At 71.4% G+C, this 20,571-nt stretch carries 19 protein-coding genes; 12 read left to right on the top strand and 7 right to left on the bottom strand.

Going from position 1 to position 20,571, the window contains the following annotated elements; all coding sequences use genetic code 11:
- Nucleotides 1–6: 6 nt before the first annotated feature.
- Entirely contained in the window at nucleotides 7–636 is a 630-nt protein-coding gene (locus tag ACZ61C_RS32100; RefSeq protein ID WP_465311604.1) for a TetR/AcrR family transcriptional regulator, read from the bottom strand.
- A gap of 84 nt (nucleotides 637–720) precedes the next feature.
- Here ACZ61C_RS32100 and ACZ61C_RS32105 point away from each other — a divergent pair, with 84 nt between their 5' ends.
- The 3 genes from ACZ61C_RS32105 to ACZ61C_RS32115 all read left to right on the top strand — a co-directional run bounded on the left by ACZ61C_RS32105 (nucleotide 721) and on the right by ACZ61C_RS32115 (nucleotide 5,293).
- Nucleotides 721–2,424, top strand: coding sequence for a TIGR03086 family metal-binding protein (locus tag ACZ61C_RS32105; RefSeq protein WP_465311605.1), 1,704 nt, complete (start codon nucleotides 721–723; stop codon nucleotides 2,422–2,424).
- A gap of 695 nt (nucleotides 2,425–3,119) precedes the next feature.
- The gene (locus ACZ61C_RS32110; protein WP_465311606.1) at nucleotides 3,120–4,253 is read left to right on the top strand and encodes a Glu/Leu/Phe/Val dehydrogenase dimerization domain-containing protein; all 1,134 of its coding nucleotides are present in this window, start codon (nucleotides 3,120–3,122) and stop codon (nucleotides 4,251–4,253) included.
- Nucleotides 4,254–4,264: 11 nt separating this feature from the next.
- Nucleotides 4,265–5,293, top strand: coding sequence for an LLM class flavin-dependent oxidoreductase (locus tag ACZ61C_RS32115; protein WP_465311607.1), 1,029 nt, complete (start codon nucleotides 4,265–4,267; stop codon nucleotides 5,291–5,293).
- Here ACZ61C_RS32115 and kstD read toward each other — a convergent pair.
- The gene (gene kstD / locus ACZ61C_RS32120) at nucleotides 5,290–7,011 is read right to left on the bottom strand and encodes a 3-oxosteroid 1-dehydrogenase (protein WP_465311608.1); all 1,722 of its coding nucleotides are present in this window, start codon (nucleotides 7,009–7,011) and stop codon (nucleotides 5,290–5,292) included. The two genes, ACZ61C_RS32115 and kstD, sit on opposite strands and share 4 nt — an antisense overlap.
- A gap of 179 nt (nucleotides 7,012–7,190) precedes the next feature.
- Here kstD and ACZ61C_RS32125 point away from each other — a divergent pair, with 179 nt between their 5' ends.
- Both ACZ61C_RS32125 and ACZ61C_RS32130 read left to right on the top strand, forming a co-directional pair.
- Nucleotides 7,191–7,892, top strand: coding sequence for an SDR family oxidoreductase (locus ACZ61C_RS32125; protein ID WP_465311755.1), 702 nt, complete (start codon nucleotides 7,191–7,193; stop codon nucleotides 7,890–7,892).
- A gap of 10 nt (nucleotides 7,893–7,902) precedes the next feature.
- Nucleotides 7,903–8,628 carry a nucleotidyltransferase domain-containing protein gene (locus ACZ61C_RS32130; protein ID WP_465311609.1) on the top strand — a complete coding sequence of 242 codons (726 nt, stop codon included), beginning with the start codon at nucleotides 7,903–7,905 and terminating at the stop codon, nucleotides 8,626–8,628.
- Here the strand turns inward: ACZ61C_RS32130 and ACZ61C_RS32135 are convergent.
- Together ACZ61C_RS32135 and ACZ61C_RS32140 are read right to left on the bottom strand one after the other, a co-directional pair.
- Nucleotides 8,625–9,902 (bottom strand): 6-phospho-beta-glucosidase, encoded by a 1,278-nt coding sequence (locus tag ACZ61C_RS32135; RefSeq protein WP_465311610.1) that lies wholly within the window; start codon nucleotides 9,900–9,902, stop codon nucleotides 8,625–8,627. The genes ACZ61C_RS32130 and ACZ61C_RS32135 overlap by 4 nt on opposite strands.
- On the bottom strand, nucleotides 9,899–10,648 hold the full coding sequence (locus ACZ61C_RS32140) for a DeoR/GlpR family DNA-binding transcription regulator (RefSeq protein WP_465311611.1): 750 nt from the start codon (nucleotides 10,646–10,648) through the stop codon (nucleotides 9,899–9,901). The genes ACZ61C_RS32135 and ACZ61C_RS32140 overlap by 4 nt, the downstream gene beginning before the upstream one ends.
- 117 nt (nucleotides 10,649–10,765) lie before the next feature.
- Here ACZ61C_RS32140 and ACZ61C_RS32145 point away from each other — a divergent pair, with 117 nt between their 5' ends.
- From ACZ61C_RS32145 to ACZ61C_RS32165, 5 genes are all read left to right on the top strand, one after another.
- Complete coding sequence (locus ACZ61C_RS32145) at nucleotides 10,766–11,794, top strand: carbohydrate kinase family protein (RefSeq protein ID WP_465311612.1); 1,029 nt, start codon at nucleotides 10,766–10,768, stop codon at nucleotides 11,792–11,794.
- The gene (locus ACZ61C_RS32150) at nucleotides 11,794–12,504 is read left to right on the top strand and encodes a heavy metal-binding domain-containing protein (protein ID WP_465311613.1); all 711 of its coding nucleotides are present in this window, start codon (nucleotides 11,794–11,796) and stop codon (nucleotides 12,502–12,504) included. Before ACZ61C_RS32145 ends, ACZ61C_RS32150 begins: the two co-directional genes overlap by 1 nt.
- 284 nt (nucleotides 12,505–12,788) lie before the next feature.
- Nucleotides 12,789–13,586: a heavy metal-binding domain-containing protein gene (locus tag ACZ61C_RS32155; protein ID WP_465311614.1), complete on the top strand. Its 798-nt coding sequence runs from the start codon at nucleotides 12,789–12,791 to the stop codon at nucleotides 13,584–13,586.
- A 9-nt stretch (nucleotides 13,587–13,595) separates the two neighbouring features.
- Nucleotides 13,596–14,414: a heavy metal-binding domain-containing protein gene (locus ACZ61C_RS32160; protein ID WP_364520978.1), complete on the top strand. Its 819-nt coding sequence runs from the start codon at nucleotides 13,596–13,598 to the stop codon at nucleotides 14,412–14,414.
- A complete protein-coding gene (locus tag ACZ61C_RS32165; RefSeq protein ID WP_465311615.1) occupies nucleotides 14,414–14,815 on the top strand; it encodes a hypothetical protein in 402 nt (133 codons plus the stop codon). The genes ACZ61C_RS32160 and ACZ61C_RS32165 overlap by 1 nt, the downstream gene beginning before the upstream one ends.
- Nucleotides 14,816–14,952: 137 nt before the next feature.
- On the opposite strand, the gene ACZ61C_RS32170 is transcribed toward ACZ61C_RS32165, so the two are convergent.
- Together ACZ61C_RS32170 and ACZ61C_RS32175 are read right to left on the bottom strand one after the other, a co-directional pair.
- On the bottom strand, nucleotides 14,953–17,040 hold the full coding sequence (locus tag ACZ61C_RS32170; protein ID WP_465311616.1) for a PQQ-dependent sugar dehydrogenase: 2,088 nt from the start codon (nucleotides 17,038–17,040) through the stop codon (nucleotides 14,953–14,955).
- A gap of 299 nt (nucleotides 17,041–17,339) precedes the next feature.
- Nucleotides 17,340–18,194 (bottom strand): alpha/beta fold hydrolase, encoded by an 855-nt coding sequence (locus ACZ61C_RS32175; protein WP_465311617.1) that lies wholly within the window; start codon nucleotides 18,192–18,194, stop codon nucleotides 17,340–17,342.
- Between the two features lie 102 nt (nucleotides 18,195–18,296).
- Here ACZ61C_RS32175 and ACZ61C_RS32180 point away from each other — a divergent pair, with 102 nt between their 5' ends.
- Nucleotides 18,297–18,872 carry a CGNR zinc finger domain-containing protein gene (locus tag ACZ61C_RS32180; RefSeq protein ID WP_465311618.1) on the top strand — a complete coding sequence of 192 codons (576 nt, stop codon included), beginning with the start codon at nucleotides 18,297–18,299 and terminating at the stop codon, nucleotides 18,870–18,872.
- Nucleotides 18,873–19,043: 171 nt separating this feature from the next.
- Here ACZ61C_RS32180 and ACZ61C_RS32185 read toward each other — a convergent pair whose 3' ends face one another.
- Nucleotides 19,044–19,880: an oxidoreductase gene (locus ACZ61C_RS32185; protein WP_465311619.1), complete on the bottom strand. Its 837-nt coding sequence runs from the start codon at nucleotides 19,878–19,880 to the stop codon at nucleotides 19,044–19,046.
- 111 nt (nucleotides 19,881–19,991) lie between these two features.
- On the opposite strand from ACZ61C_RS32185, the gene ACZ61C_RS32190 reads away from it, so the two are divergent.
- Nucleotides 19,992–20,552, top strand: coding sequence for a TetR/AcrR family transcriptional regulator (locus ACZ61C_RS32190; protein WP_465311620.1), 561 nt, complete (start codon nucleotides 19,992–19,994; stop codon nucleotides 20,550–20,552).
- Nucleotides 20,553–20,571 lie beyond the last annotated feature (19 nt).

The raw sequence follows: 20,571 nt of genomic DNA on the forward strand, positions 1-20,571 counted from the left end.
CCGCCGTCAGGACGGACGCCAGCGGCCGTTCATCTCACCCGGGCGCGGCGGCGGACCCGGCAGTTCTTCACCTTTTCCCGCGGCCAGGCCTTCGAGGAGCAGGGCGAGGTAGCGGCGCCGCAGCTGCGCGGTGCGCTCCGGGTCGTCGACGCGGATCGCCGCGCAGCACTCGAGGATCATGCCGAGGTCTTCGGTGACGGCGTCCGCGCGCAGCCGGCCGGATTCCTGCGCCCGCGCGAAGAGGCGCGCGGACAGCTCGCCGGCGTGGCGGGCGTCGTCGCCCATCTCGGCCGTCGGGGTGAACGTGCCGGCGAGGTGGACGGTCAGGGAGTGCACGTCGGCGTCGACGACCCGGCGGAGGAACCCGGTCAGCGCCGTCCAGCCGTCCGGCTCCTCGGCGGCGCCCTCGGCTTCGGCGATGTACTTGCGGAGCCCGTCGTGGCAGAGCCGGCAGAGCAGGAACTCCTTGCTCGGGTAGCGGCGGTAGAGCGCGCTGATCCCGACCCCCGCGCGCTCGGCGACGTGCGAGATCGGGGCCTTCGGGTCGACGAGGAAGACCTCGCGGGCGGCGTCGAGGATGACGACGTCGTTGCGGGCGGCCTGGCCGCGGCGGCCGGGCAGGGCTGTCTCGGGCATGGGCGGAGATTACCACTGGAACGGATCGTTCCGCTCTGCTACAGTTCGGAACGAAGCATTCCGTTCCAGCCCGAGGAGCTCATCATGACGGTCCCCGCCCTCCGCCCGTTCCGCGCCGAGGTCCCCCAGTCCGCTCTCGACGACCTGCGCGGCCGCCTCGAGCGCGCCCTCTGGCCGGACGACCTGCCCGCCGCGTACGGCGTGACGAACGAGCGGGTCCGCGCGCTGGCCGAGTACTGGCTGGAGAAGTTCGACTGGCGGGCCTTCGAGGCGCGGCTGAACGCGTACCCGCAGTTCGTCACGGAGATCGACGGCGAGACCATCCACTTCCTGCACGTCCGCTCGTCGCGGCCGGACGCGACGCCGCTGGTGCTGACGCACGGCTGGCCGGGGTCGGTGGCGGAGTACCTCGACGTGATCGGCCCGCTGACCGAGCCGGAGTCGGCCGAGGCGCCGGCGTTCCACCTGGTCGTCCCGTCGCTGCCGGGCTTCGGGTTCTCGGGCCCGACGAAGTCGGCGGGCTGGGACAAGTACCGCACGGCGGCGGCGTGGGCCGAGCTGATGAGCCGGCTGGGTTACGAGTCGTACGGCGCGGTCGGCAACGACGCGGGGTCGATGATCTCGCCCGAGCTCGGCCGGATCGCGCCGGAGAAGGTCGTCGGGGTGCACGTGACGCAGCTGTTCTCGTTCCCGTCCGGCGACCCGGCCGAGATGGCGGACCTGAGCGAGGCCGACCAGGCGGCGCTCGCGCACCTGCAGTGGTTCTACGAGAACATGTTCTCGTTCAACCAGCTGCACAGCCAGCAGCCGCACACGCTGGCGTTCGCGCTGGCCGACTCGCCGCTGGGCCTGCTGGCGTGGAACGCGCAGCTGTTCGGCGAGCACCTGGACGCGGACTTCGTCCTGGCGAACGTGGCGCTGTACTGGCTGACGGGCACGGCGGGCTCGTCGATCCGCTTCTACTACGAGGACGCGCACACGGCGACCCACCCGGCGGAGCCGACCACGGTCCCGACGGCCCTGGCGATGTTCAAGGGCGACTTCCAGTCGATCCGCCGGTTCGCCGACCGCGACCACACGAACATCGTCAGCTGGAACGCGTATGAAGCGGGAGCGGGCTCGGCCGGCCCCCGCGACGCGGCGGGCCACTACGCGGCGCACGAGGCCCCGAAGATCCTGGTGGCGGACATCCGAGGGTTCTTCGCGAGCCTGAGCGCGCCGACGTGGCCGCTGCTGGCGTCGGCCCACGCGGCCTTGCGCACAGCGGTGGCCGGGGTCCAGGACTGGACGGCACCCACCCCGTGCGACGCGTGGAACGTGACCCAGGTCCTCCAGCACGCGGCAGGCGACCAGCTGGGCTACGCGGCATTCATCACGGGCTCGGGCGGCCCCGACTTCGACCCGTTCTCCCCGTCGGGCGCCCTCGAGGTCTCGGCATCGGCGTTCCTGGAGCCGACTTTGACGGCGTCGGCAGCGGCTTTCGCAACGGTGTCACGGTCGGCAACGGAGGTCCCGACGCCGCTGCCCCAAGGAGCCCTCCCGGCCGAGGTGGCGGTAGGAGCGGCGGCGTTGGACGCGGCGGTCCACGCTTGGGACATCGCGGTGGCGACGGGCCAGGTTTCCCCGCTGACGGAGGAGATGGCGGCGGAGCTGCTCCCGGTGGCAAGGGAGCTGGCCGAGCCGCTGCGCGGCTTCGCCTACGCGGCGGCGTTGGAGGGCCCGGCCGAGGACAGCGCGGTCTCGACGCTGCTGCGGTACTTGGGCCGCAACCCCCAGTGGACGGCTTGAGGTCTGGTGTTTCGCCGGGGGCTTCCCCGTGGGGTTCGCACCACCGGGCCCCCGGGGTTACCCGCCGGGTTCTCTCCCGTGGGTTCGTACCACCGGGCCCGCTCCCACGGGGTTCCTCGCCGGGGTTTCCCTCCGGAGTTCTCTCCCGTGGGTTCGCACCACCGGGCCCGCTCCCACCAGGCTCCTCGCCGGGGTTCTCTCCCGTGGGTTCGTACCACCGGGTTCCTCGCCGGGGTTCTCTCCGCCAGGCTGCTCTGCCGGGCAAGCCCACGCGGGGCTCCCCGCCCGGGCGCGCCCTCCTGGTTGCGGCACCGGGCCTGCCCCGGCGGAGAGGCCCGGTGGAGCAAGCCCCGCGGGTTTCTCTCCGCCGGGTTTCTCCACCGGGCTTGCTTCACCGGCCTCTCTCCCCCCTCGAGCCGCTCCGCCGCAGTCTCTCGGCCCGAGTCTTCCACCAGCACCCTCCCGCCTGGGCTTACCTCGCCCACGCTTGCCGTCGGGATCTCTCCGCCCGATCCCACCGCCGGAAGCCGCCCTCGCGGCCTCCCGGCTCTCGCGATAGCACCGGCACTCGACCCACCAGCCCCGCCCCGCACGATCCACTGTGGACAACCCACCCCCAGACCGACGCCCTAGGTACGGTGTCCCGCATGACACGAAAGGCGGTCCCCCACCAACCAACCCGCCCAGGAGCAGCGATGACCGAACCAGCCTTCCTCGAGATCGCCTGGACCGACCCGGTCACCGCCTGCCGCGGTTACCTCGTGATCGACCGCCTGGTCCGCGGGGTCGCCAGCGGCGGCCTCCGGATGCGCCGCGGCTGCACGCTCTTCGAAGTCCGCGGCCTCGCCCGCGGCATGACCCTCAAGGAAGCCCTCAACTACGACCCCCACGGCCGCTACATCCCCCTCGGCGGCGCGAAGGGCGGCATCGACTTCGACCCCTACGACGACCGCGCCCGGGATGTGGTCGCACGGTTCCTTCATGCCATGCGGCCGCTGATCGAGCGGTACTGGACCATGGGCGAGGACCTCGGCCTGCGCCAGGACGTCATCGACGGCATCATCACCGAAATCGGCCTGCTCAGCTCCGTCCAGGCCGTCTACCCGCTGCTCGAAGACCGCGAAGAAGCGACCGGACGGCTCGCCGACGCCTTCCGGATCGAGGTCGGCGGCCTGGGGCTCGACGAGCTGGTCGGCGGCCTCGGCGTCGCGCAAGCCACCCTCACCGGCCTCGAACAACTCGGCCTGAGCAGCGAGAACAGGGTTGTCGTCCAGGGCTTCGGCTCGATGGGCGGCGCCACCGCCCGGTTCCTCGCCGAGGCCGGGCTGAAGGTCGTCGGGGTCTCGGACGTCCGTGGTGTCGTCACCAACCCGGCCGGCCTGGACGTCGAGAACCTGCTCCGGCACCGCGACCGCTTCGGCGGCATCGACCGCGACAACCTCAAGCCCGGCGACGAGCTGCTCCCGCCGGAAGCCTGGCTCGACGTCGAGGCCGAGGTGCTCGTGCCCGCCGCCATCTCCTACTGCGTCGACGCCGACCGCGGAGGCCGAGGAGCTGCTCGACGCCCGGGGCATCCGGGTCGTGCCGGACTTCGTCGCCAACTCGGCGCCCAACTCCTGGTGGTGGTGGACGCTCTTCGGGGACGTCGGAGCGGACGCCGACGAGGCCTTCGCCAAGGTCCGAGACCGGATGAAAGACCTGGTCAGCGACATGTTCGACCACGCCACCCGCGACAACGTCAGCCTCTGGGCCGCTGCCCTGAGGCTCTCGGAGCAGAACCTCGAAGCCATCCAGGACCGGTACGGGGAACGAACCGGCGACCAAGATAGTTGAACGCTCTATGAAACTCGGCATCTACAGCTTCGGCGACCGCGCGCCGGACCCGCGCACCGGCGAGCAACCCAGCGTCGCCACGACCCTGTCCAACACCCTCGAACGCATCAAGCTCGCCGACGAGCTCGGCCTGTCCTTCTACGGCCTCGGCGAGCACCACCTCGACCAGTACGCGATCTCCAGCCCGGGCACGGTGCTGGCCGCCGCTGCGAGCCTGACCAGCCGGATCACGCTCAGCTCCGCCGTCACCGTGCTGAGCACCGAGGACCCCGTCCGCGTCTACCAGCAGTTCACCACGCTCGACCAGCTCAGCCACGGCCGCGCCGAGCTGCTCGCCGGGCGCGGCTCGTTCACCGAGTCGTTCCCGCTCTTCGGCAACGACCTCGGCGACTACGACGAGCTGTTCGAAGAGAAGCTCGCCCTGCTGCTGCGCATCGACCGCGAAGACCCGCTGACCTGGTCCGGCAAGTTCCGGCCGCCGCTGGAGAACGCGCGGATTCTGCCCCGGCCCTACCACCGGCGGCTGCGCATCTCGATCGGCACCGGCGGCAACCCCGAGTCGTCGATCCGCGCCGGGCTGCTGGGCCTGCCGGTGGTGTACGCCGTGATCGGCGGACGTCCCGAGCGCTTCGCCCCGCTGGTCGACCTCTACCGCCAGGCGGGCGAAGCCGGCGAGCACACCAAGGAAGACCTCCACGTCACCATGGGCGCCATCGGGTTCCTCGCCGAGAACTCCCAGGACGCGAAGGAGAAGTTCTACCCGTACTGGCTCGAAACGATGAAGTACGGCGCGAAGGCCCGCGGCTGGGCGATCCCGACCCGCGCGGAGTACGACCAGTACACCCACGGCGCGCAGGCGCTGTTCGTCGGCAGCCCGCAGGAGATCGCCGAACGGCTGGTCACCGTCGGCAAGCTCACCGGCGCCGACCGGTACGCGCTGCAGATGGACTGGTCGGGTGTGCCGCACAAGGACGTCATGCGGGCCATCGAGCTGCTCGGCACCGAGGTGCTCCCGCTGGTGGAAAAGGAGTTCTAGACGTCGTTCGCGGCGATGTAGCCGAACGTCATCGCCGGGCCGATGGTCGAGCCGGCGCCGGCGTAGCTGTGGCCCATCACCGCCGCGCTCGCGTTGCCGGCCGCGTACAGGCCGGGGATCACCGAACCGTCCGGGCGCAGCACGCGCGCCCGGGCGTCCGTGCGCATGCCGCCCTTCGTGCCGAGGTCGCCGGGGACGATCTTGAACGCGTGGAACGGCGGCGCCCACAGCGGCGCCAGGCAGGAGTTGGGCAGTACCAACGGATCCGTGTAGTAGTGGTCGTACGCGCTCGCGCCGCGCCGGTAGTCGCGGTCGGTTCCGGTCCAGGCAAAGCCGTTGAACCGGTCCACAGTGGACTTCAGCGCGGCAGGCGGCACGCCGATCTTCGTGCCCAGGTCGTGGATGCTCGACGCCTTGAAGACGGCGCCGGCCGCGTACCAGGCGTCCGGGAACGGCAGCAGCGGCAGGATGTCGCGGAACAGGTACTTGTTCCGGTAGTTCTGGTCGACGACCAGCCACGCCGGGATGTCGTTCTTGTCGTACATCGTGTGCACGACGTCGCTGTAGGGCGCGGCTTCGTTGACGAACCGCTGCCCGGCCTGGTTCACGATCAGGCCGCCGGGCAGAGTGCGCTCGGCGAGGCAGAAGTACGGGTCGCCCGGGGTCGGGATCGCCGGGCCCCACCAGGCGTCGTCCATGAGGTCGAGCGCCGCGCCCGCGCGCTGGCCGGCCCGGTGGCCGTCACCGGTGTTCTCCTTGGCCCCGACCGTCCAGCCGGTGCCGATCGGCTGCCGCTGGTACTGCGCGCGCATCGCGGCGTTGTGCTCGAAGCCGCCCGAGCCGACGATCACCCCGCGCCGGGCGCGCACGAGCCCCTGCGGCACCAGAACCCCGGTCACCGCGCCGTTTTCGACGTTCAGGTCGAGCAACGGCGTGTTCAGCCACACCGGCACGTTCGCGCGTTGCAGCCCGGCCCGCAGCCCGGCGGCCAGCGCCTGGCCCATGGTGAGCGGCTTCTGCCCGGCGAGCGCGGCGGCCGTGCCGCGCGCGAGGCAGGTGGCGGCGACCGCGGCGCCCTTGGCGTTCACCGCGGCCAGGTTCAGCCACTTGTAGTCGGCGCTGAAGACGACGAGCCCGGGCGGCGTCGCGAGGTAGGCCGGGTTGAGGTTCGCCAGCTCGGCGCCGAGCAGGTTCCCGTCGAACTGGTCGGGCTCGATGGACCGCCCGTTCGGCAGGCCGCCCGGCAGCTCCGGGTAGTAGTCGCTGTAGCCCTCCATCCAGCGGAAGCGCAGCGGGCTGTTCGCCATCACGGACGCGATCATCGCGGGACCGTTGCGCAGGAAGGCTTCCTGGCGCGCGGCGGGGACGTTCGGGCCGACCACGGCGGCGAGGTACTGCGCGGCCTTCGCCGGGGTGTCCGGCACCCCGGCGGCGAGCAGCACGGGGTTGTTCGGGATCCAGATGCCGGCGCCGGAGCGGGCCGCGGAGCCGCCGAAGGTCGGCGCCTTCTCGACCACGACGACGCTCAGCCCGCGGGCGGCCGCCGTCAGCGCCGCGGTCATCCCGGCCGCGCCCGAGCCGACGACCACGACGTCGTACTCGCCCAGCAGCGGCGCGGCGCCCGCGGACGGCGCTGTCGCGAGCCCGGACGTCACGGCGAGGCCCACGCCCGCCGCGGTGCCGCGCAGGACCTGGCGGCGGGTCAGATCGGTTCCCATGGCGGACATCGTGTCGGCACCCCGGCAAAACTGAAACCTGTTCTACCCGCTTGGAGCAGCCCGGTAGGCCACTGGTCCGAACCCGTAACGCCGTTCGCCACGCAAGTTGACGGTTCCCTCATTTTCCGGATAACTTGAGCTCAGTCTCAAGTTCTCTCGAGGAGGTTCTCTTGTCCCCTGTGATCGCCGTCTTGGGCGTCGGGCCCGGGCTGGGCCTGTCGATCGCCCGCCGGTTCGGCCGCGAAGGCTTCACGGTGGCGCTGGTGTCGCGGTCCGGCTCGCGGCACCCGGCGTACCGCGAGTCGCTGTCCGGGATCACCACGCACACCTACACGGCCGACGTCACCGACAAAACCCAGCTGGACGCGGTCCTCGACCGGATCAGGACGGACGCCGGCGAGCTCGACACCGTCTACTTCGGACCGGCCGACATGGCGGTCGGCGCGGCCATGGCGCCCCTGCCCGAAGCCGGCGTCGAGAACCTGCGGGTGCCGTTCGAGTCGATCGTGCTGCCCGCGGCGCAGCTCACCCAGGCCGTGCTGCCCGGGATGCTGGCACGCGGCGGCGGGTCGCTCCTGTTCGCCGGCGGCCTCAGCGGCAAGTACCCGATGCCTCTGCTCGGCAGCTTCGCCCCGGCCTCGGCGGCGCTGCGCATGTACGTCCTGACGCTCAACGAGGCCCTGCGCGAGACCGGCGTCTACGCGGGCGCGCTGACCATCGGCGGGCTCATCGAAGGCGGGGACATCCACCGGATGTTCCTCGAGCAGGACCAGGGTTTCGTCCCCGGCACCCTCGATCCCGACACGATCGCCGAGCGGGCCTGGACCCTGCGCGTCGAACGCGACGAAGCCGAGGCGGAGTTCGTCGGGGTCACCGCCTAACCTGGGGATCATGTTCACCCCGGGGGATCGTCACCTGCTCCGCGAAGCCCTGGTCGAGGCGGCCCGGTCCGACGAGCGGGTCACCGGCGCCGCGCTCACCGGCTCGGCCGCGCTCGACGCCGAGGACGAGTGGTCCGACATCGACCTCGCGTTCGCGGTCACCGGCGAGCCCGAGCCGGTGCTCGCGGACTTCACCACGCGGATGTACCGCGAACACGAAGCCGTGCACCACATGGACGTCGTGTTCGAACGGACGGTGTTCCGCGTTTTCCTGCTGGCGAACACAATGCAGGTCGACCTGGCGTTCTGGCCGGCAGCGGACTTCGGCGCGACCACGCCGAAGTTCCGGCTGCTGTTCGGCACGGCGCGGGACCGCCCGCAGTCGCCGCCGGCGGACCCGCGGCGGCTGGTCGACCTGGCCTGGCTGCACGCGCTGCACGCGCGGTCGAGCATCGAACGCGGCCGCGGCTGGCAGGCCGAGTACATGATCGGCCGCGTCCGGGAGCACACGCTGGCCCTGGCATGCGTCCGCCACGGTCTGCCCGCGGTCGAGGGCCGCGGGCTCGACCGGCTCCCGGCCGAGGTCACCCGGCCGTTCGAGGCGACCCTCGTCCGCGGGCTCGACGATCTCCGCGGTCCCTTCCGCGCCGTCACGGAGCTCTTCATCGGCGAGATCGAGCTGGTCGACGCCGGCCTGGCTCGTCGCTTGGCGCCGCTGCTGCGCGAACTTTCCTAAGCCAGGTAAGCGAGTTCCGGGTGCGCGGCGGCGTAGGCGGCCAGCAGCCGCCGCGCCACCGGCACCGAGCCGACCAGTGGGTGCAGGGCGAACGCGCGCAGCGCCGCGTCGCGCGAACCCGTGGTCGCCGCTTCGATCGTCGCCCGCTCGACGGCCTTGACCGCGGTCACCAGGCCCAGCGCGTGGCCGGGCAGGGGCGCGGCGGCGAGCGGCCGGGCGCCGTTCGAGCCGACGACGCACGGGACCTCGACCACCGCGTCCGATGGCAGGCCCGGGAGCGCGGATCCGTTGCGGACGTTGAGGATCAGCGTGGTGCGTTCGCCGCGTGCGAGGGCGCGCATCAACGCCAGCGCGACCTTTTCGTAGCCGCCGCCCTCGAGATCGTCTCGCTCACCTTCGCGCGTCTCGGCCATGTACGTCGCTTCGCGCTCCAGGCGCGTGCGCTCCCACGACGTCAACGACGGCTCGGCGTAGAACCCGCGTTGCTGCTCCAGCAACTGGGCGCCGCGCGACTCCTCGCCGCCTTCGCGGGCGAAGTAGTAATAGTGCAGGTATTCGTTCGGGAAGGCGCCGAGCACACGCAGCCAGTCCGCGCCGAAGAGCTTGCCCTCCTCGAACGACTCGCACGCGGCCGCGTCGGCGAGCAGCCGGGGCAGCACGTCCTCCCCGCCGACCCGGACCGCGCGCAGCCAGCCCAGGTGGTTGAGGCCCGCGTAGTCGAACTCCGCGGTCGCCGGGTCGACGCCGAGGGCGCGGGCGACCCGGCGGCACAGCCCGACCGGCGAGTCGCAGATGCCGATCACGCGGCCACCGAGCTCCGCGGCCATCGCTTCGGTGACCATTCCGGCGGGGTTGGTGAAGTTGATGACCCACGCGCGGGGCGCGAGCTCCCGGATCTTCCGCGCGAGGGCGACCGCGACCGGGACCGTTCGCAGCCCGTAGGCGATGCCGCCCGCGCCGACGGTTTCCTGGCCCAGCACGCCTTCCGCGTGCGCGATCCGCTCGTCCAGCCGCCGGCCGTGCAGCCCGCCGACCCGGACGGCCGAGAAGACGAAGTCCACATCGGACAGTGCTTCGGCGAGGTCGGTGGTCGTGCGCACGCGCGGCGCGTTCGCCGCTCCGGCCGCCTGCTCGGCGAGCACCCGCTCGATCGCGGCGAGCCGCCCGGCGTCGACGTCGTGCAGGACCAGCTCGGTGACGTCACCGCCGGCCAGCAGCGCGCCGTGCACCAGCGGCACGCGGAACCCGCCGCCGCCGAGGATCGTGAGCCTCACCGCAGCACCTCGACGCCGGCCTCGCCCAGCGCCGCGCACGTCGGCCCGTCGGCTCCGGCGCTGGTGACGACCACGTCGAGCGCGTCCGGCCCGCAGACCTTGGCCAGGCCGGTGCCGGGGAACTTGCCCGCGTCGGCGAGCAGCACGACCCGGTCGGCGGCGGCGACCATCGCGCGTTTCACCGGCACCTCGACCACCGTCGAGTCCATCACCTGTCCGTCGTTGCGGACACCGCTCGCGCCGAGGAAAACCGTGTCGGCGTGCACCTGGCGCAGCGCGTCCTCGGTCAGGAATCCCACCATCGAGTGATAACTTCGCCGCACCACACCGCCGAGCAGGACCAGCTGGACGTCTTCGGCGTCCTTCAGCTCTTCGTAGACGGCGAGGCTGCTGGTGATCACGGTGAGCGCGCGGTCGCGCAGGTGCCGCGCCAGCCGGTGCGCGGTGGTGCCGATGTCGAGGAGCACGGTCTCGCCGTCCCCGACCAGGCTCGCCGCGCGCCGGGCGACGGCGTCCTTCTCCTCGGCACGTTCGGCGGCCACGCGGGCGAACGGCTCGTCGTCCTCGGCCGCCGCCATCGCCCCGCCGTAGACGCGGGTCAGGCGGCCTTCGCGGTCGAGCTGCACCAGGTCGCGCCGCACGGTGGCCGGGCTGACCCCGAGCCGCTCGGCGAGCGCGCCGACGGGCACCGGCCCGTCCGCGCGGAGGGCCCGCAGGATCAGCTCGTGGCGACGCTGGGGCAGCATCCGGCGACCATAGCAGTCAAACTCGCTCACTTCACGGGCAACTTTGAGCGGCTCTTGCGCATTTTGCGCATCTGAAGCACGCTCGTGCGCACCCATGCGCGATTCGTGGAGGCGCCCGTGACCGCTGAGCCCGCACCCGAGATCGACGTCTTCCTGTCCGGTCTGCTGTTCTTCGACCTGGTGTTCACCGGGCTCGAACAACCGCCGGCGCCGGGCACGGAGGTGTGGACGGGCGGCATGGGCTCGGGGCCGGGCGGCATCGCGAACTTCGCGGTGGCGCTGAGCCGGCTCGGCCTGCGGACGTCACTGGCGGCCGCGTTCGGCACCGACGTCTACGGGCGTTACTGCTGGGACGTGCTGGCCCGGCAGGAGCGCATCGACCTTTCGCGGTCGCGGCAGTTCCCGGAGTGGCACTCCCCCGTGACCGTGTCGCTCGCCTACGCCGGCGACCGTGCGATGGTCACCCACGGCCACCCGCCGCCCGTGCCCGTCGCGGAGCTGGCCGGGTCCCCGCCGACGAGCCGGGCGACGGTCGCGCACATCGGGCTCGACACCGCCGAGTGGGTCCACGCGGCGCACCAGAACGGCAGCCTGGTGTTCGCCGACGTCGGCTGGGACCCGTCGGAGGCCTGGTCGCCGGCGTTGCTGGAGCAGCTGGCGTGCTGCCACGCGTTCCTGCCGAACGACGTCGAAGCGATGCGCTACACCCGCACCGGCACGCCCGAAGCGGCGTTGTCTGCGCTGGCTGAGCTGGTCCCGATCGCGGTGATCACCCGCGGCGGCGACGGCGTCCTGGCGGTCGACGGCATCACCGGCGAGACGGCGGCCGTCCCGGCCCTGCCGGTGGAGGTCCTCGACGCGACGGGCGCGGGCGACGTCTTCGGCGCGGGGTTCGTCGCGGCCACCCTGACGGGCTGGTCCCTGGCCGAGCGCCTGCGGTTCGCGTGCCTCACGGCCAGCCTGTCGGTCCAGCACTTCGGCGGCGCGCTGGCCGCGCCCGGCTGGCACGAGATAGCGGAGTGGCACGCGCGCAACCGCCGCCCGGACTACGAGTTCCTCGACGACGTCCTCCCAGCGGAGACCATCGCGGCGATCACCCGCCGAGGCCCGGTGACGCTGGGCTTCGGCGAGGACGACTGGCACTGATGCGAGCCCACCGCTACACGGCATCCGGCCTCCGGACCTCCCTGCTGACGGTCCCCGGCGCGGTGGGTGCGGAAGCGGTCGGGCTCCGGCCGATCGGCGAGGTGATGGGCTGCGTCGTAACCCGCTCGGAGGACCTGACGTCGAGCATGCGCACCGGCTACGCGACGGCGCTGGACCGCCTTCGCACGGAGGCCAGATCTCTCGGCGCGGACGGCGTCCTGGCGATCAGCTGCACGGCAACCCACCCACGCCGGACGATCCAGGAGTTCGTGGCCCTCGGCACGGCGGTCCGCGCCAGCCGCGGCCCGCGTCCGGAAGAGCCGTTCACGACGGGGCTGTCGGGTCCGGAGGTGGCCAAGCTCCTGCTGTCGGGCTGGGTCCCGGTGAGGTTGGCGATAGGTATCCACGGCGGCGAGGTGTACGACATCGCGATGACGGACCGTCCGGGCCAGGAGGCGACGGCCCCGACGGAGCTGGTGACGAGGGTAAGAGCGGCGGCCCGCGAGGAGTTCGCGGCGGCGGTTCGGTCGTCCGGCGCGGATGGCGGGCTGGTGTCGTCGACAACGTTGCGAGCGTGGGCTCTGGGCCGTACGGGAGCAGCGGCAGTGGCGGGAGTGTTCGGCACGGCGATCGCCCGGTGCGGCGATGGCCGGGCGGGGGTTCGTGCGGTGGTGCCGGTGGATGGCGGGCCGCCGGGCGGAGGGGGTTGACGGGGGGTGCTGCCGAGCCAGGCGATCGTCCGCCGCATCGCCGCATCGCCGCATCGCCGCATCGCCGCATCGCCGCATCGAACGCTAGCTGCCGCCGGCCGGCCTGAGGCGATCTTCCGGTCGCTCGCGTCCGGCCGTCGGCACCGGCGGCCGGCGAGCCGGTCGGCCGACACTCCTCGCCGAGGGGACCTTCCGGACATACCCCGTCGATCACCCCTCGCCCACCTCTTCCCCGCGCGGATCCGTGCCACGATGGGAGGTGAGCCCGGCGAAGGAGGTCCGAAGTGCCCGACTGGGACGGTCGTGGCCTGCCGCCCGTGGCGCGGGCGCGGGTCGAACGCTTTGCCTCCTCCGGGCTGAAGACCTCGCTGCTCACCGTGCCCGGCGCCGTCGGGGCCGAGGTGGCCGGCTTCACCGCCGTCGGCGAGGTCATGGGCTGTGTTGTGCAGCGGATCGGCTGGGCCGGCCCGGGCACCTGGGCCGCCGACCAGGTCAAGCTGCTGTCGGGCATGCTGCGCCAGGGCTACAAGACCGCGCTCGACCGGCTCGTCCAGGAAGCGACCGCGCTCGGCGCCGACGGTGTGCTCGGGATCGGGTTCACCATCACCTCGCTCGACGACGTCATGCAGGAGTTCGTCGCCCTCGGCACCGCCGTCCGCGCCGAAACGAAACAACGGCCGCGGCGGGTGTTCACCACCGGTCTGGCGGGCCAGGACGTCGGCAAGCTGATGCAGGCGGGCTGGGTCCCGGTGAGCGTCGCGTTCGGGGTCGCCGGCCGCGCGGAGTTCGACTACAACATGCCGAACCAGACCGTCGCGTGGGCCGGGAACATCGAGGTCGACGCGCCCACGAAGGTCGTCACCGAAGCGCGAGCCGCCGCGCGTGCCGAGTTCGGCCGCGCGATCCGCGACTGCGGCGCCGACGGCGGCATCGTCTCCGCCATGACCCTGCAGTCCTGGCCCGTCCAGCAGGTCGCCGTCGCCGGCGTCGCGACCGTGACCGGCACCGCGATCGCCCAGTTCCACACCGGCGCCGCCGCGCCGACCGCCGCGCTCAAGATCCTGCCGTTGAACCGTTCCTGAGGAGGCTTCGTGACCACCGCGGATCCCGCCGCGCAGCACATCCCCGAGGATGCGATGCGCCGGCTCGCCGAGATGCGACCTGGCCAGAAGACCAGCCTGTTCACCTCGGACCTGAGCGTCAACGAGTTCCTCCTCGTGCGCGAAGCCGGGTTCCGGCCGCTGGGGCTCGTGCTCGGCTCGAGCATCTACCACGTCGGGTTCCAGATGGGACGGTGGAGCAAGAACCAGGAGCTCGACCGGCTTTCCCAGGCCATGTACCACGCCCGCGAGCTCGCAATGTCGCGGATGGAGGCGGAGGCGGACGTCCTCGGCGCGGACGGCATCGTCGCGGTCCGGCTCGAGATCGAGTTCAAGGAGTTCGGCAGCGACCTCGCCGAGTTCATCGCGGTCGGCACGGCGGTCAAGGCCGACGAACCGGGCGAATGGCGCAACAACACGGGGAAGCCGTTCACCTCCGACCTGTCCGGCCAGGACTTCTGGACGCTGGTGCAGGCGGGCTACGCGCCGCTCGGCATGGTGATGGGGACGTGCGTCTACCACATCGCGCACCAGCGGTTCCGGCAGATGATGGGGAACATCGGCCAGAACGTCGAGATCCCGCAGTACACCGAGGCGTTGTACGACGCGCGCGAGCTGGCGATGTCGCGCATGCAGACCGAGGCCGAGCAGCTCGAGGCGGAGGGCATCGTCGGGGTGCAGCTGCTGTCCCTGCCCCACCGGTGGGGCGGCCACACGACGGAGTTCTTCGCGATCGGCACCGCGGTGAAGCCGTTGCGCGCCGACCACCACATCGCCAAACCGCAGCTCGTCCTGCCCCTCACCGACTGATGGGCGCCGAGCTGGAGTTCCACCTGCTGGTCGCGGCGCTGCGTTCGGACCGCGCGGACGTCGAGTCGTACCACCGCGTCCTGTCCGAGACATTGGGCGACGCGCTCCCGCCGGGAATGGTCGAGGTTTCCCGCCGCCGCACGTTCGCCGACCGCGTCGCGGGTCGCGCCGGGCAAGCGGTTTCGGTGCAGGTCACCACGCCGGACCGGGTGCTGGTGCTGAGCGCGGGCAAGCACGGCGGGGTCGACGCGGAGATCCGCCAGGTCGTGCGGGGCGTGGTGATCAGCCGCAAGGAAGCCGCGATCGACGACTGGCTCGAGGCGCTGGCCCAGGAGCTGACGACGCTGGCGTCGAAGGACGCGAAAGCCCGGGATGCGCTGTCGCGGCTGCTGGGTGGTTGAGAAATCGTTGGCACTCAAGGGAAGTACATCGGGGGCCTGAACGCGCGCCCCCGATGTACAGCCTAGCTTGAGGGTACGACAAAACGGTGGCGCCGGAGCCGGCCGGGACGCGTGGCCGGCCGGCTCCTCGGTGGGGCTTACCCCACTGACACCCGCAGAATCTTGTTGTGGCTGTTGTGCGGGGTGCTGTCCTTGTCACCGTCCACACTGGTCGCCAGCCACATCTGGCCGTCCGGGGCCGGCTCCACCGTGCGGAGCCTGCCGTACGTTCCGTTGAAGAACGTCTGGAAGTTCGTCAGCGAGCTGCCGCTGATCACCGCGCGGTAGAGCCGCGTGCCGCGCTGGCAGGCGACGTACAGCGCGTCGCGGATGATCGTGATGCCGCTGCACGAACCCTGCGCCACCGGGTACGTCTTCTTCGGCGCGATGAACCCGGCGGTGCCGCACGACCCCGAAGTCCCTTCGCACGACGGCCAGCCGTAGTTGCCGCCCTTCGTGATCAGGTTCGTCTCGTCCATGACGCTGTTGCCGAACTCCTGCTCCCACAACCGGCCCTGCGAGTCGAACGCCAGCCCCTGCACGTTGCGGTGCCCGTAGCTCCACACCGCGTTGTGGAACGGGTTGTCCGCCGGGATCGTGCCGTCCGGGTTGATCCGCAGCACCTTTCCGTTGAGGCTGCTGGTGTTCGACGCGTTGTCGCCGTTCTGCGCGTCACCCGTGCCGGCGAACAGGTACCGGCCGTCCGGGCTGAAACGCAGCCGCCCGCCGTTGTGGAACTTGTTGCGCGCGATGCCCGTCACCAGGATCTGTTCGGTGCTGGTGGACAGCGAATCGGCGGCGGGGTCGTACTTGATCCGGACGATCCGGTTGTCGTTCGGCGAGGTGTGCATGATGTAGAGCCAGTGGTCGGAGGCGAAGGACGCCGGGTTGATCTCCAGGCCGGTCAGGCCGCCTTCGCCGTCGGTGCTCTGGACGTTCGGCACGGTCCCGATCGTCTTCTTCGCGCCGGTCTTCGGGTTCAGGTGGACGATCGAGTGCGCGTCACGCTGGTTGTAGAGGATCGTGCCGTCCGGCAGGGTGACCAGGCCCCACACGACGTCGTCGTCGGTGCCGACCTGCGTCGCGCCGCACACACCCTGCGACGGCGAACAGGTCGACCCGGCGGTGGTGGTGACGTCCAGGACCGGCGTACTGGGCTCACTCAGGTTGCCGTTCCCGTCGAAGGCCCGCACCTGCAGGTGGTAGGCGGTGTTCGGGGTCAGTCCGCCGAGCGTGGTGTTCGCCGTGTCGGAGGTGCCGATCTGGGTGGCGGCGCCGCTGACGACGGTCAAGATCCGGTAGCCGGTAACCCCGACCTCGTCGGTCGAAGCGGTCCACGCGAGCCCGATCGACGTGCTGTTGACCGCGGTCGTGTGCACGTTCCCCGGCACGGACGGCGGTGTGTGGTCGTCCGACGGCGGTGTCTTCACGGCGAGCGTGCCGCTGGCTTGTGACACGTTCCCGGCCGCGTCGCGCGCGTTGACGTAGAAGCCATAGTTGCCGTTCGGGCTGAGGTTGCCGCAGGAGGCGGTGAGCGCGCCGGTGGTGCTGGCGCAGAGCTGCCCGTCCCGATAGACGTCGTAACCCGCGACACCGGCGTTGTCGGTCGCCGCGGTCCATGCGATGGTCGCGCTGGTGGGCGTGACCCCGACGAGCGTCGGCGTGCCGGGCGGTGACGGCGGCTCGACGTCGCCGGTCGAACCGTAAACGCCGAACTCCTGCAGCGAGTAGCCCTTCGACGCGTCCGTGCGGCAGCGTTTTGTGCCGTACACCCGCACGTAGCGGCCGGTGCCGTCGAGCGAGGTCAGGTCCTCGACGCCCCCCTTTCCGGTGGTGGTCGCGTAGATCCGCGTCCACGTGACGTGGTCGGCGGACGTGTCGATTTCGTAGGCGGTGGCGCAAGAGGCGTCCCACTGCAGGCGGACCCGGCTGACGTGCGCGGTCACGCCGAGGTCGACATAGATCCACTGCGGATCCACACCGGCCGCGCTGGCCCAGCGGGTCGCCGAGTCGCCGTCGACGGCGTCCGGCGCCGGACAGCACCCGCCCGCCGACGACGCCGTCACCGGCTTTCCCTGCGACAGCAAGGGGTCTGCGGCTTGCGCCGACCCCGTCACGCCGATCGTCCCGGCGACGAGCGCGGCCACCGCGGCCACGATCGTCCCCACCCGAATCCGTCCGGTCATCCCGTCCTCCACACAGCCGGCGCGGAGGATCGACCACTGCGAGGCCTCCGCGGAACACAGTCGTGCCGCCACGGCCCCGGTCTGCTGCTCGCACGCCCGGGCCCGTCGGCGAACGACCCGTCGGCGCAGGCAGAGGCGGATGCCTGACGACGACGGCGGGGTTCTCCGGGACCGGGACCGACCTGGGCAGGGCGATCTCGTCAGAACCCTACGAGCGGAACGTCCGGCCGGTCAACCGGCGCCGGACCGGCGTCCCGCTCACCGGGCAGCGCCGTGAAACCGTTGAGGGAGAACGAATTTCAGTTCGGCACCACCCGGCCCAGGAAGCCCCGGATGTACCCGGCGATGGTGTCCAGGTGCGTCTCCAGCGCGAAGTGGCCCGCGTCCAGCAGGTGGATCTCGGCGTCGGGCAGATCACGGGCGTACGCGCGGGCGCCGTCGGCGATGAAGATCTCGTCGTTGCCGCCCCAGACCGCCAGCAGCGGGACCTGGCTGGTCCGGAAGTACTCGTGGAACTTCGGGTAGAGGCCGATGTTGTGGTGGTAGTCGGCGAGCAGCGCCATCTGGATCTCGGCGCCGCCGGGCCGGTCGAGCAGGGCCTGGTCGTGGATCCAGACGTCCGGGCTGACCAGCTCCGGGTCGGGCGAGCCGTCCAGGTACTGCGCCTTCGTCGCCTCGAGGGTGACCATGGCGCGCAGGTCCTCCTCGGTGAGCGTGCCGGCCGCGAGCCGCTGCGGGAGCCCGGCGCCCAGGCCCTCGACGTAGGCGTTGCCGTTCTGCGTGACGATCGCGGTGATCCGGTCCGGGTTCCCGGCCGCGACGCGCAGCCCGACCGGGGAGCCGAAGTCCTGGATGTAGAGCGCGAAGCGATCGAGGCCGAGCTGGTCGAGCAGGCCCGTCGTGAGCTCGGCGAGCGCATCGAAGGTGTAGGTGAACTCGTCGACCGACGGCGCGTCGGACGCGCCCGCGCCCAGGTAGTCGGGCGCGACGACGTGGTAGCGGTCGGCAAGCGCCGGGATGAGGTGCCGGTACATGTGCGAGCTGGTCGGGAAGCCGTGGAGCAGCACGATCGTGGGCGCGCCGGCGGGCCCGGCCTCCCGGTAGAACAGCCGGTGCCCGGCGACGGTGGCGTAGCGGTGATGCACGGTGACCATCGGTTTCTCCTCGCGTCTCATGGAGACTTTTTTATTTATCCATGAGACGAGGTAAGCTGTCAACGGGTCGGGGACACTGGACACTGGACTCGGGAGGCGAACGTGGTCACTGCAGCACCCGGCGAGGAGCGTTCGCCGGCCCTGGCGCTGGTCAACACCCGACGGCTCAACGCCGGCGAGGAGGTCGACGACCTCGCCGAGCCCCGCGAGGCCACCGCGTGGATGCGCCGGCACGAACTCCCGGCGGCTTCCGTCAGCGTCGACGACCTGAGCCGCTTGACCGGCCTCCGCGCCGCGGTCCGCGAACTGCTGTCGGCCCTGGCCGAGGACCGCTCACCGGACGCCGGTGCCCTCGAGACGGTGAATGCGGCAGCCCGCGCCGACCGGGCCGCACCCCAGCTCGCGTGGCCGGCCGGTCCCAGCCTCGAGTGGCACAGTGCCCACCCCGGCAGCGCCGACGAGGCCCTGGCCGCCCTCGCCCGCGACGCGATCGACGTGGTCAGCGGTGACCTCGGCCGGCTCGCGCGCCCGTGCGAGGCCCACGGCTGCGTCCGGTTCTTCTTCCGCGAGCACGCCCGCCGCCGCTGGTGCTCGACGACCTGCGGCGACCGGGTCCGCGCGGCCCGCCACCAGCGGTTGGTGGTGGAGCAACGGGAGTCCTCCGCAGAGCGGTCCTGACCCAGCCTCGTTCGCTACGCCGAAGCTGCCAACGCAGCTCCTTCAACAACAGCGCGAGGACAGTTCGCTGCGCTCAGGCCGCTCACACGGCTCGCTTCGACAACACCACGAGCCCAGTTCATTCCGCTCAGGCCGCCCGCACAGCTCCTTCGACAACACCGCGAGCGCAGATCACTCCGTTGTGAACACCGCCGAGCGGCTCACCTCCGCCCATTCGGCCACTTCGGCGCCGCGAGCGCGTTCCGACCGTTGCACGGCTTCGACCGCGTCCGCGCCGAGCAGCAGCCGGAGCGGGGGTTTGTCGAGGCGGACCAGGTCGGTGAGGATGTGGGCCGCCTTGGCCGGGTCGCCGGCCTGTTTGCCGTCGCTCGCGTCGCGCAGGCGGTGCATCTCCCCCACCGATGCGTCGTATTCCGGGCGGACCGTCGCGCGTTCCATCGAGGCACCCTGCCAGTCCGTGCGGAACGCGCCCGGCTCGACGATCGTGACCTTGACGCCGAACGGTTTCACCTCCGCGTTGAGCACCTCGGAAAAGCCCTCCACGGCGAACTTGGCGGCCTGGTAGGCGCCCAGCCCCGGTGAGCCGCCGACCCGGCCGCCGACCGACGAGAACTGCAGGAAGTGCCCCGAGCCCTGCTCGCGGAACACCGGCAGGGCCGCCCGGGTGACGTTGACAACGCCGAAGAAGTTCGCCTCGACCTGCGCCCGGAAGTCGTCTTCCGCCATGTCTTCGATCGGCGCGCTGTTCGCGTACCCGGCGTTGTTGACCACTACGTCGAGCCCGCCGAACTCCCGCACCGCGAACGCGACCGCCTCGCGCGCGGCCGCGGGATCCGTGACGTCCAGCGCGAACACACGGACCGCCTCCCCATGCTCGGCTACGAGATCCTTCAGCTGCTCCGTGCGGCGCGCGGTCGCGACCACGCGGTCACCGGTCTCCAGCGCGACCCTGGCCAGCTCGCGCCCGAACCCGCGAGAGCTGCCGGTGATCAGCCACGTCCTGCTCATGATGTCCCTCTCCTCACTCTCCGACCGGTCACAACCAACCGGTTGGTTAGCTCCAGGAAACACCCCACGTCCGCGTTTGTCAACTAACCAGTCAGTTGATAGAGTGGTGACATGAGAGACGCGGCCGAGACCAAGAGGCGATTGCTGGCCGCCGCCACCGAGGAGTTCGCCGAACGGGGCATCGCGGGCGCCCGCGTAGACCGGATCGCGGCCGCCGCGGAGTGCAACAAGGCGATGATCTACACCTACTTCGGCAGCAAGGACAAGCTGTTCGACGCGGTGTTCGGCGAGTCGGTCGCGCGGTTCGTCATCGACGTCCCGCTCGACGCCGGTGACCTGCCGGAGTACGCCGGCAAGCTCTTCGACCGGTACGAAGAGCGCCCGGACGCGCTGCGGCTGGCGGTGTGGCACCGGCTGGAGCGGCCCGAAGGCAAGTGGGTCACGGAAATCGTGCTGGCCAACGAGATCCGGCTGGACGACCTGAAACGAGCACAGGACGACGGGAGGTTGACCAAGCACTACACACCCATGGAGCTGCTGGTGCTGATCCAGTCGGTCTCGACGGCGTGGACAACGACCAATTCGGAGCTCGGCGTCCGCACGGCGATCCCCCGCGACCAGCGGCGGGCGCTGGTGGTGGACGCAGTCAGGAGGCTGATCGCGGAGCAGTGACGAGCGGTACTCGGAGGCT

The organism is Amycolatopsis sp. NPDC104587 (assembly GCF_055583645.1).

What these genes read in the sequence shown, in the direction of transcription:
- ACZ61C_RS32130 (WP_465311609.1), top strand. Translation starts at nt 7,903, where the DNA reads ATGTTCACCCCGGGGGATCGTCACCTGCTCCGCGAAGCCCTGGTCGAG.
- kstD (WP_465311608.1), bottom strand. Translation starts at nt 7,011, where the DNA reads ATGGGAACCGATCTGACCCGCCGCCAGGTCCTGCGCGGCACCGCGGCG.
- ACZ61C_RS32170 (WP_465311616.1), bottom strand. Translation starts at nt 17,040, where the DNA reads ATGACCGGACGGATTCGGGTGGGGACGATCGTGGCCGCGGTGGCCGCG.
- ACZ61C_RS32110 (WP_465311606.1), top strand. Translation starts at nt 3,120, where the DNA reads ATGACCGAACCAGCCTTCCTCGAGATCGCCTGGACCGACCCGGTCACC.
- ACZ61C_RS32185 (WP_465311619.1), bottom strand. Translation starts at nt 19,880, where the DNA reads ATGAGCAGGACGTGGCTGATCACCGGCAGCTCTCGCGGGTTCGGGCGC.
- ACZ61C_RS32150 (WP_465311613.1), top strand. Translation starts at nt 11,794, where the DNA reads ATGCGAGCCCACCGCTACACGGCATCCGGCCTCCGGACCTCCCTGCTG.
- ACZ61C_RS32115 (WP_465311607.1), top strand. Translation starts at nt 4,265, where the DNA reads ATGAAACTCGGCATCTACAGCTTCGGCGACCGCGCGCCGGACCCGCGC.
- ACZ61C_RS32100 (WP_465311604.1), bottom strand. Translation starts at nt 636, where the DNA reads ATGCCCGAGACAGCCCTGCCCGGCCGCCGCGGCCAGGCCGCCCGCAAC.
- ACZ61C_RS32165 (WP_465311615.1), top strand. Translation starts at nt 14,414, where the DNA reads ATGGGCGCCGAGCTGGAGTTCCACCTGCTGGTCGCGGCGCTGCGTTCG.
- ACZ61C_RS32105 (WP_465311605.1), top strand. Translation starts at nt 721, where the DNA reads ATGACGGTCCCCGCCCTCCGCCCGTTCCGCGCCGAGGTCCCCCAGTCC.
- ACZ61C_RS32140 (WP_465311611.1), bottom strand. Translation starts at nt 10,648, where the DNA reads ATGCTGCCCCAGCGTCGCCACGAGCTGATCCTGCGGGCCCTCCGCGCG.
- ACZ61C_RS32175 (WP_465311617.1), bottom strand. Translation starts at nt 18,194, where the DNA reads ATGGTCACCGTGCATCACCGCTACGCCACCGTCGCCGGGCACCGGCTG.
- ACZ61C_RS32190 (WP_465311620.1), top strand. Translation starts at nt 19,992, where the DNA reads ATGAGAGACGCGGCCGAGACCAAGAGGCGATTGCTGGCCGCCGCCACC.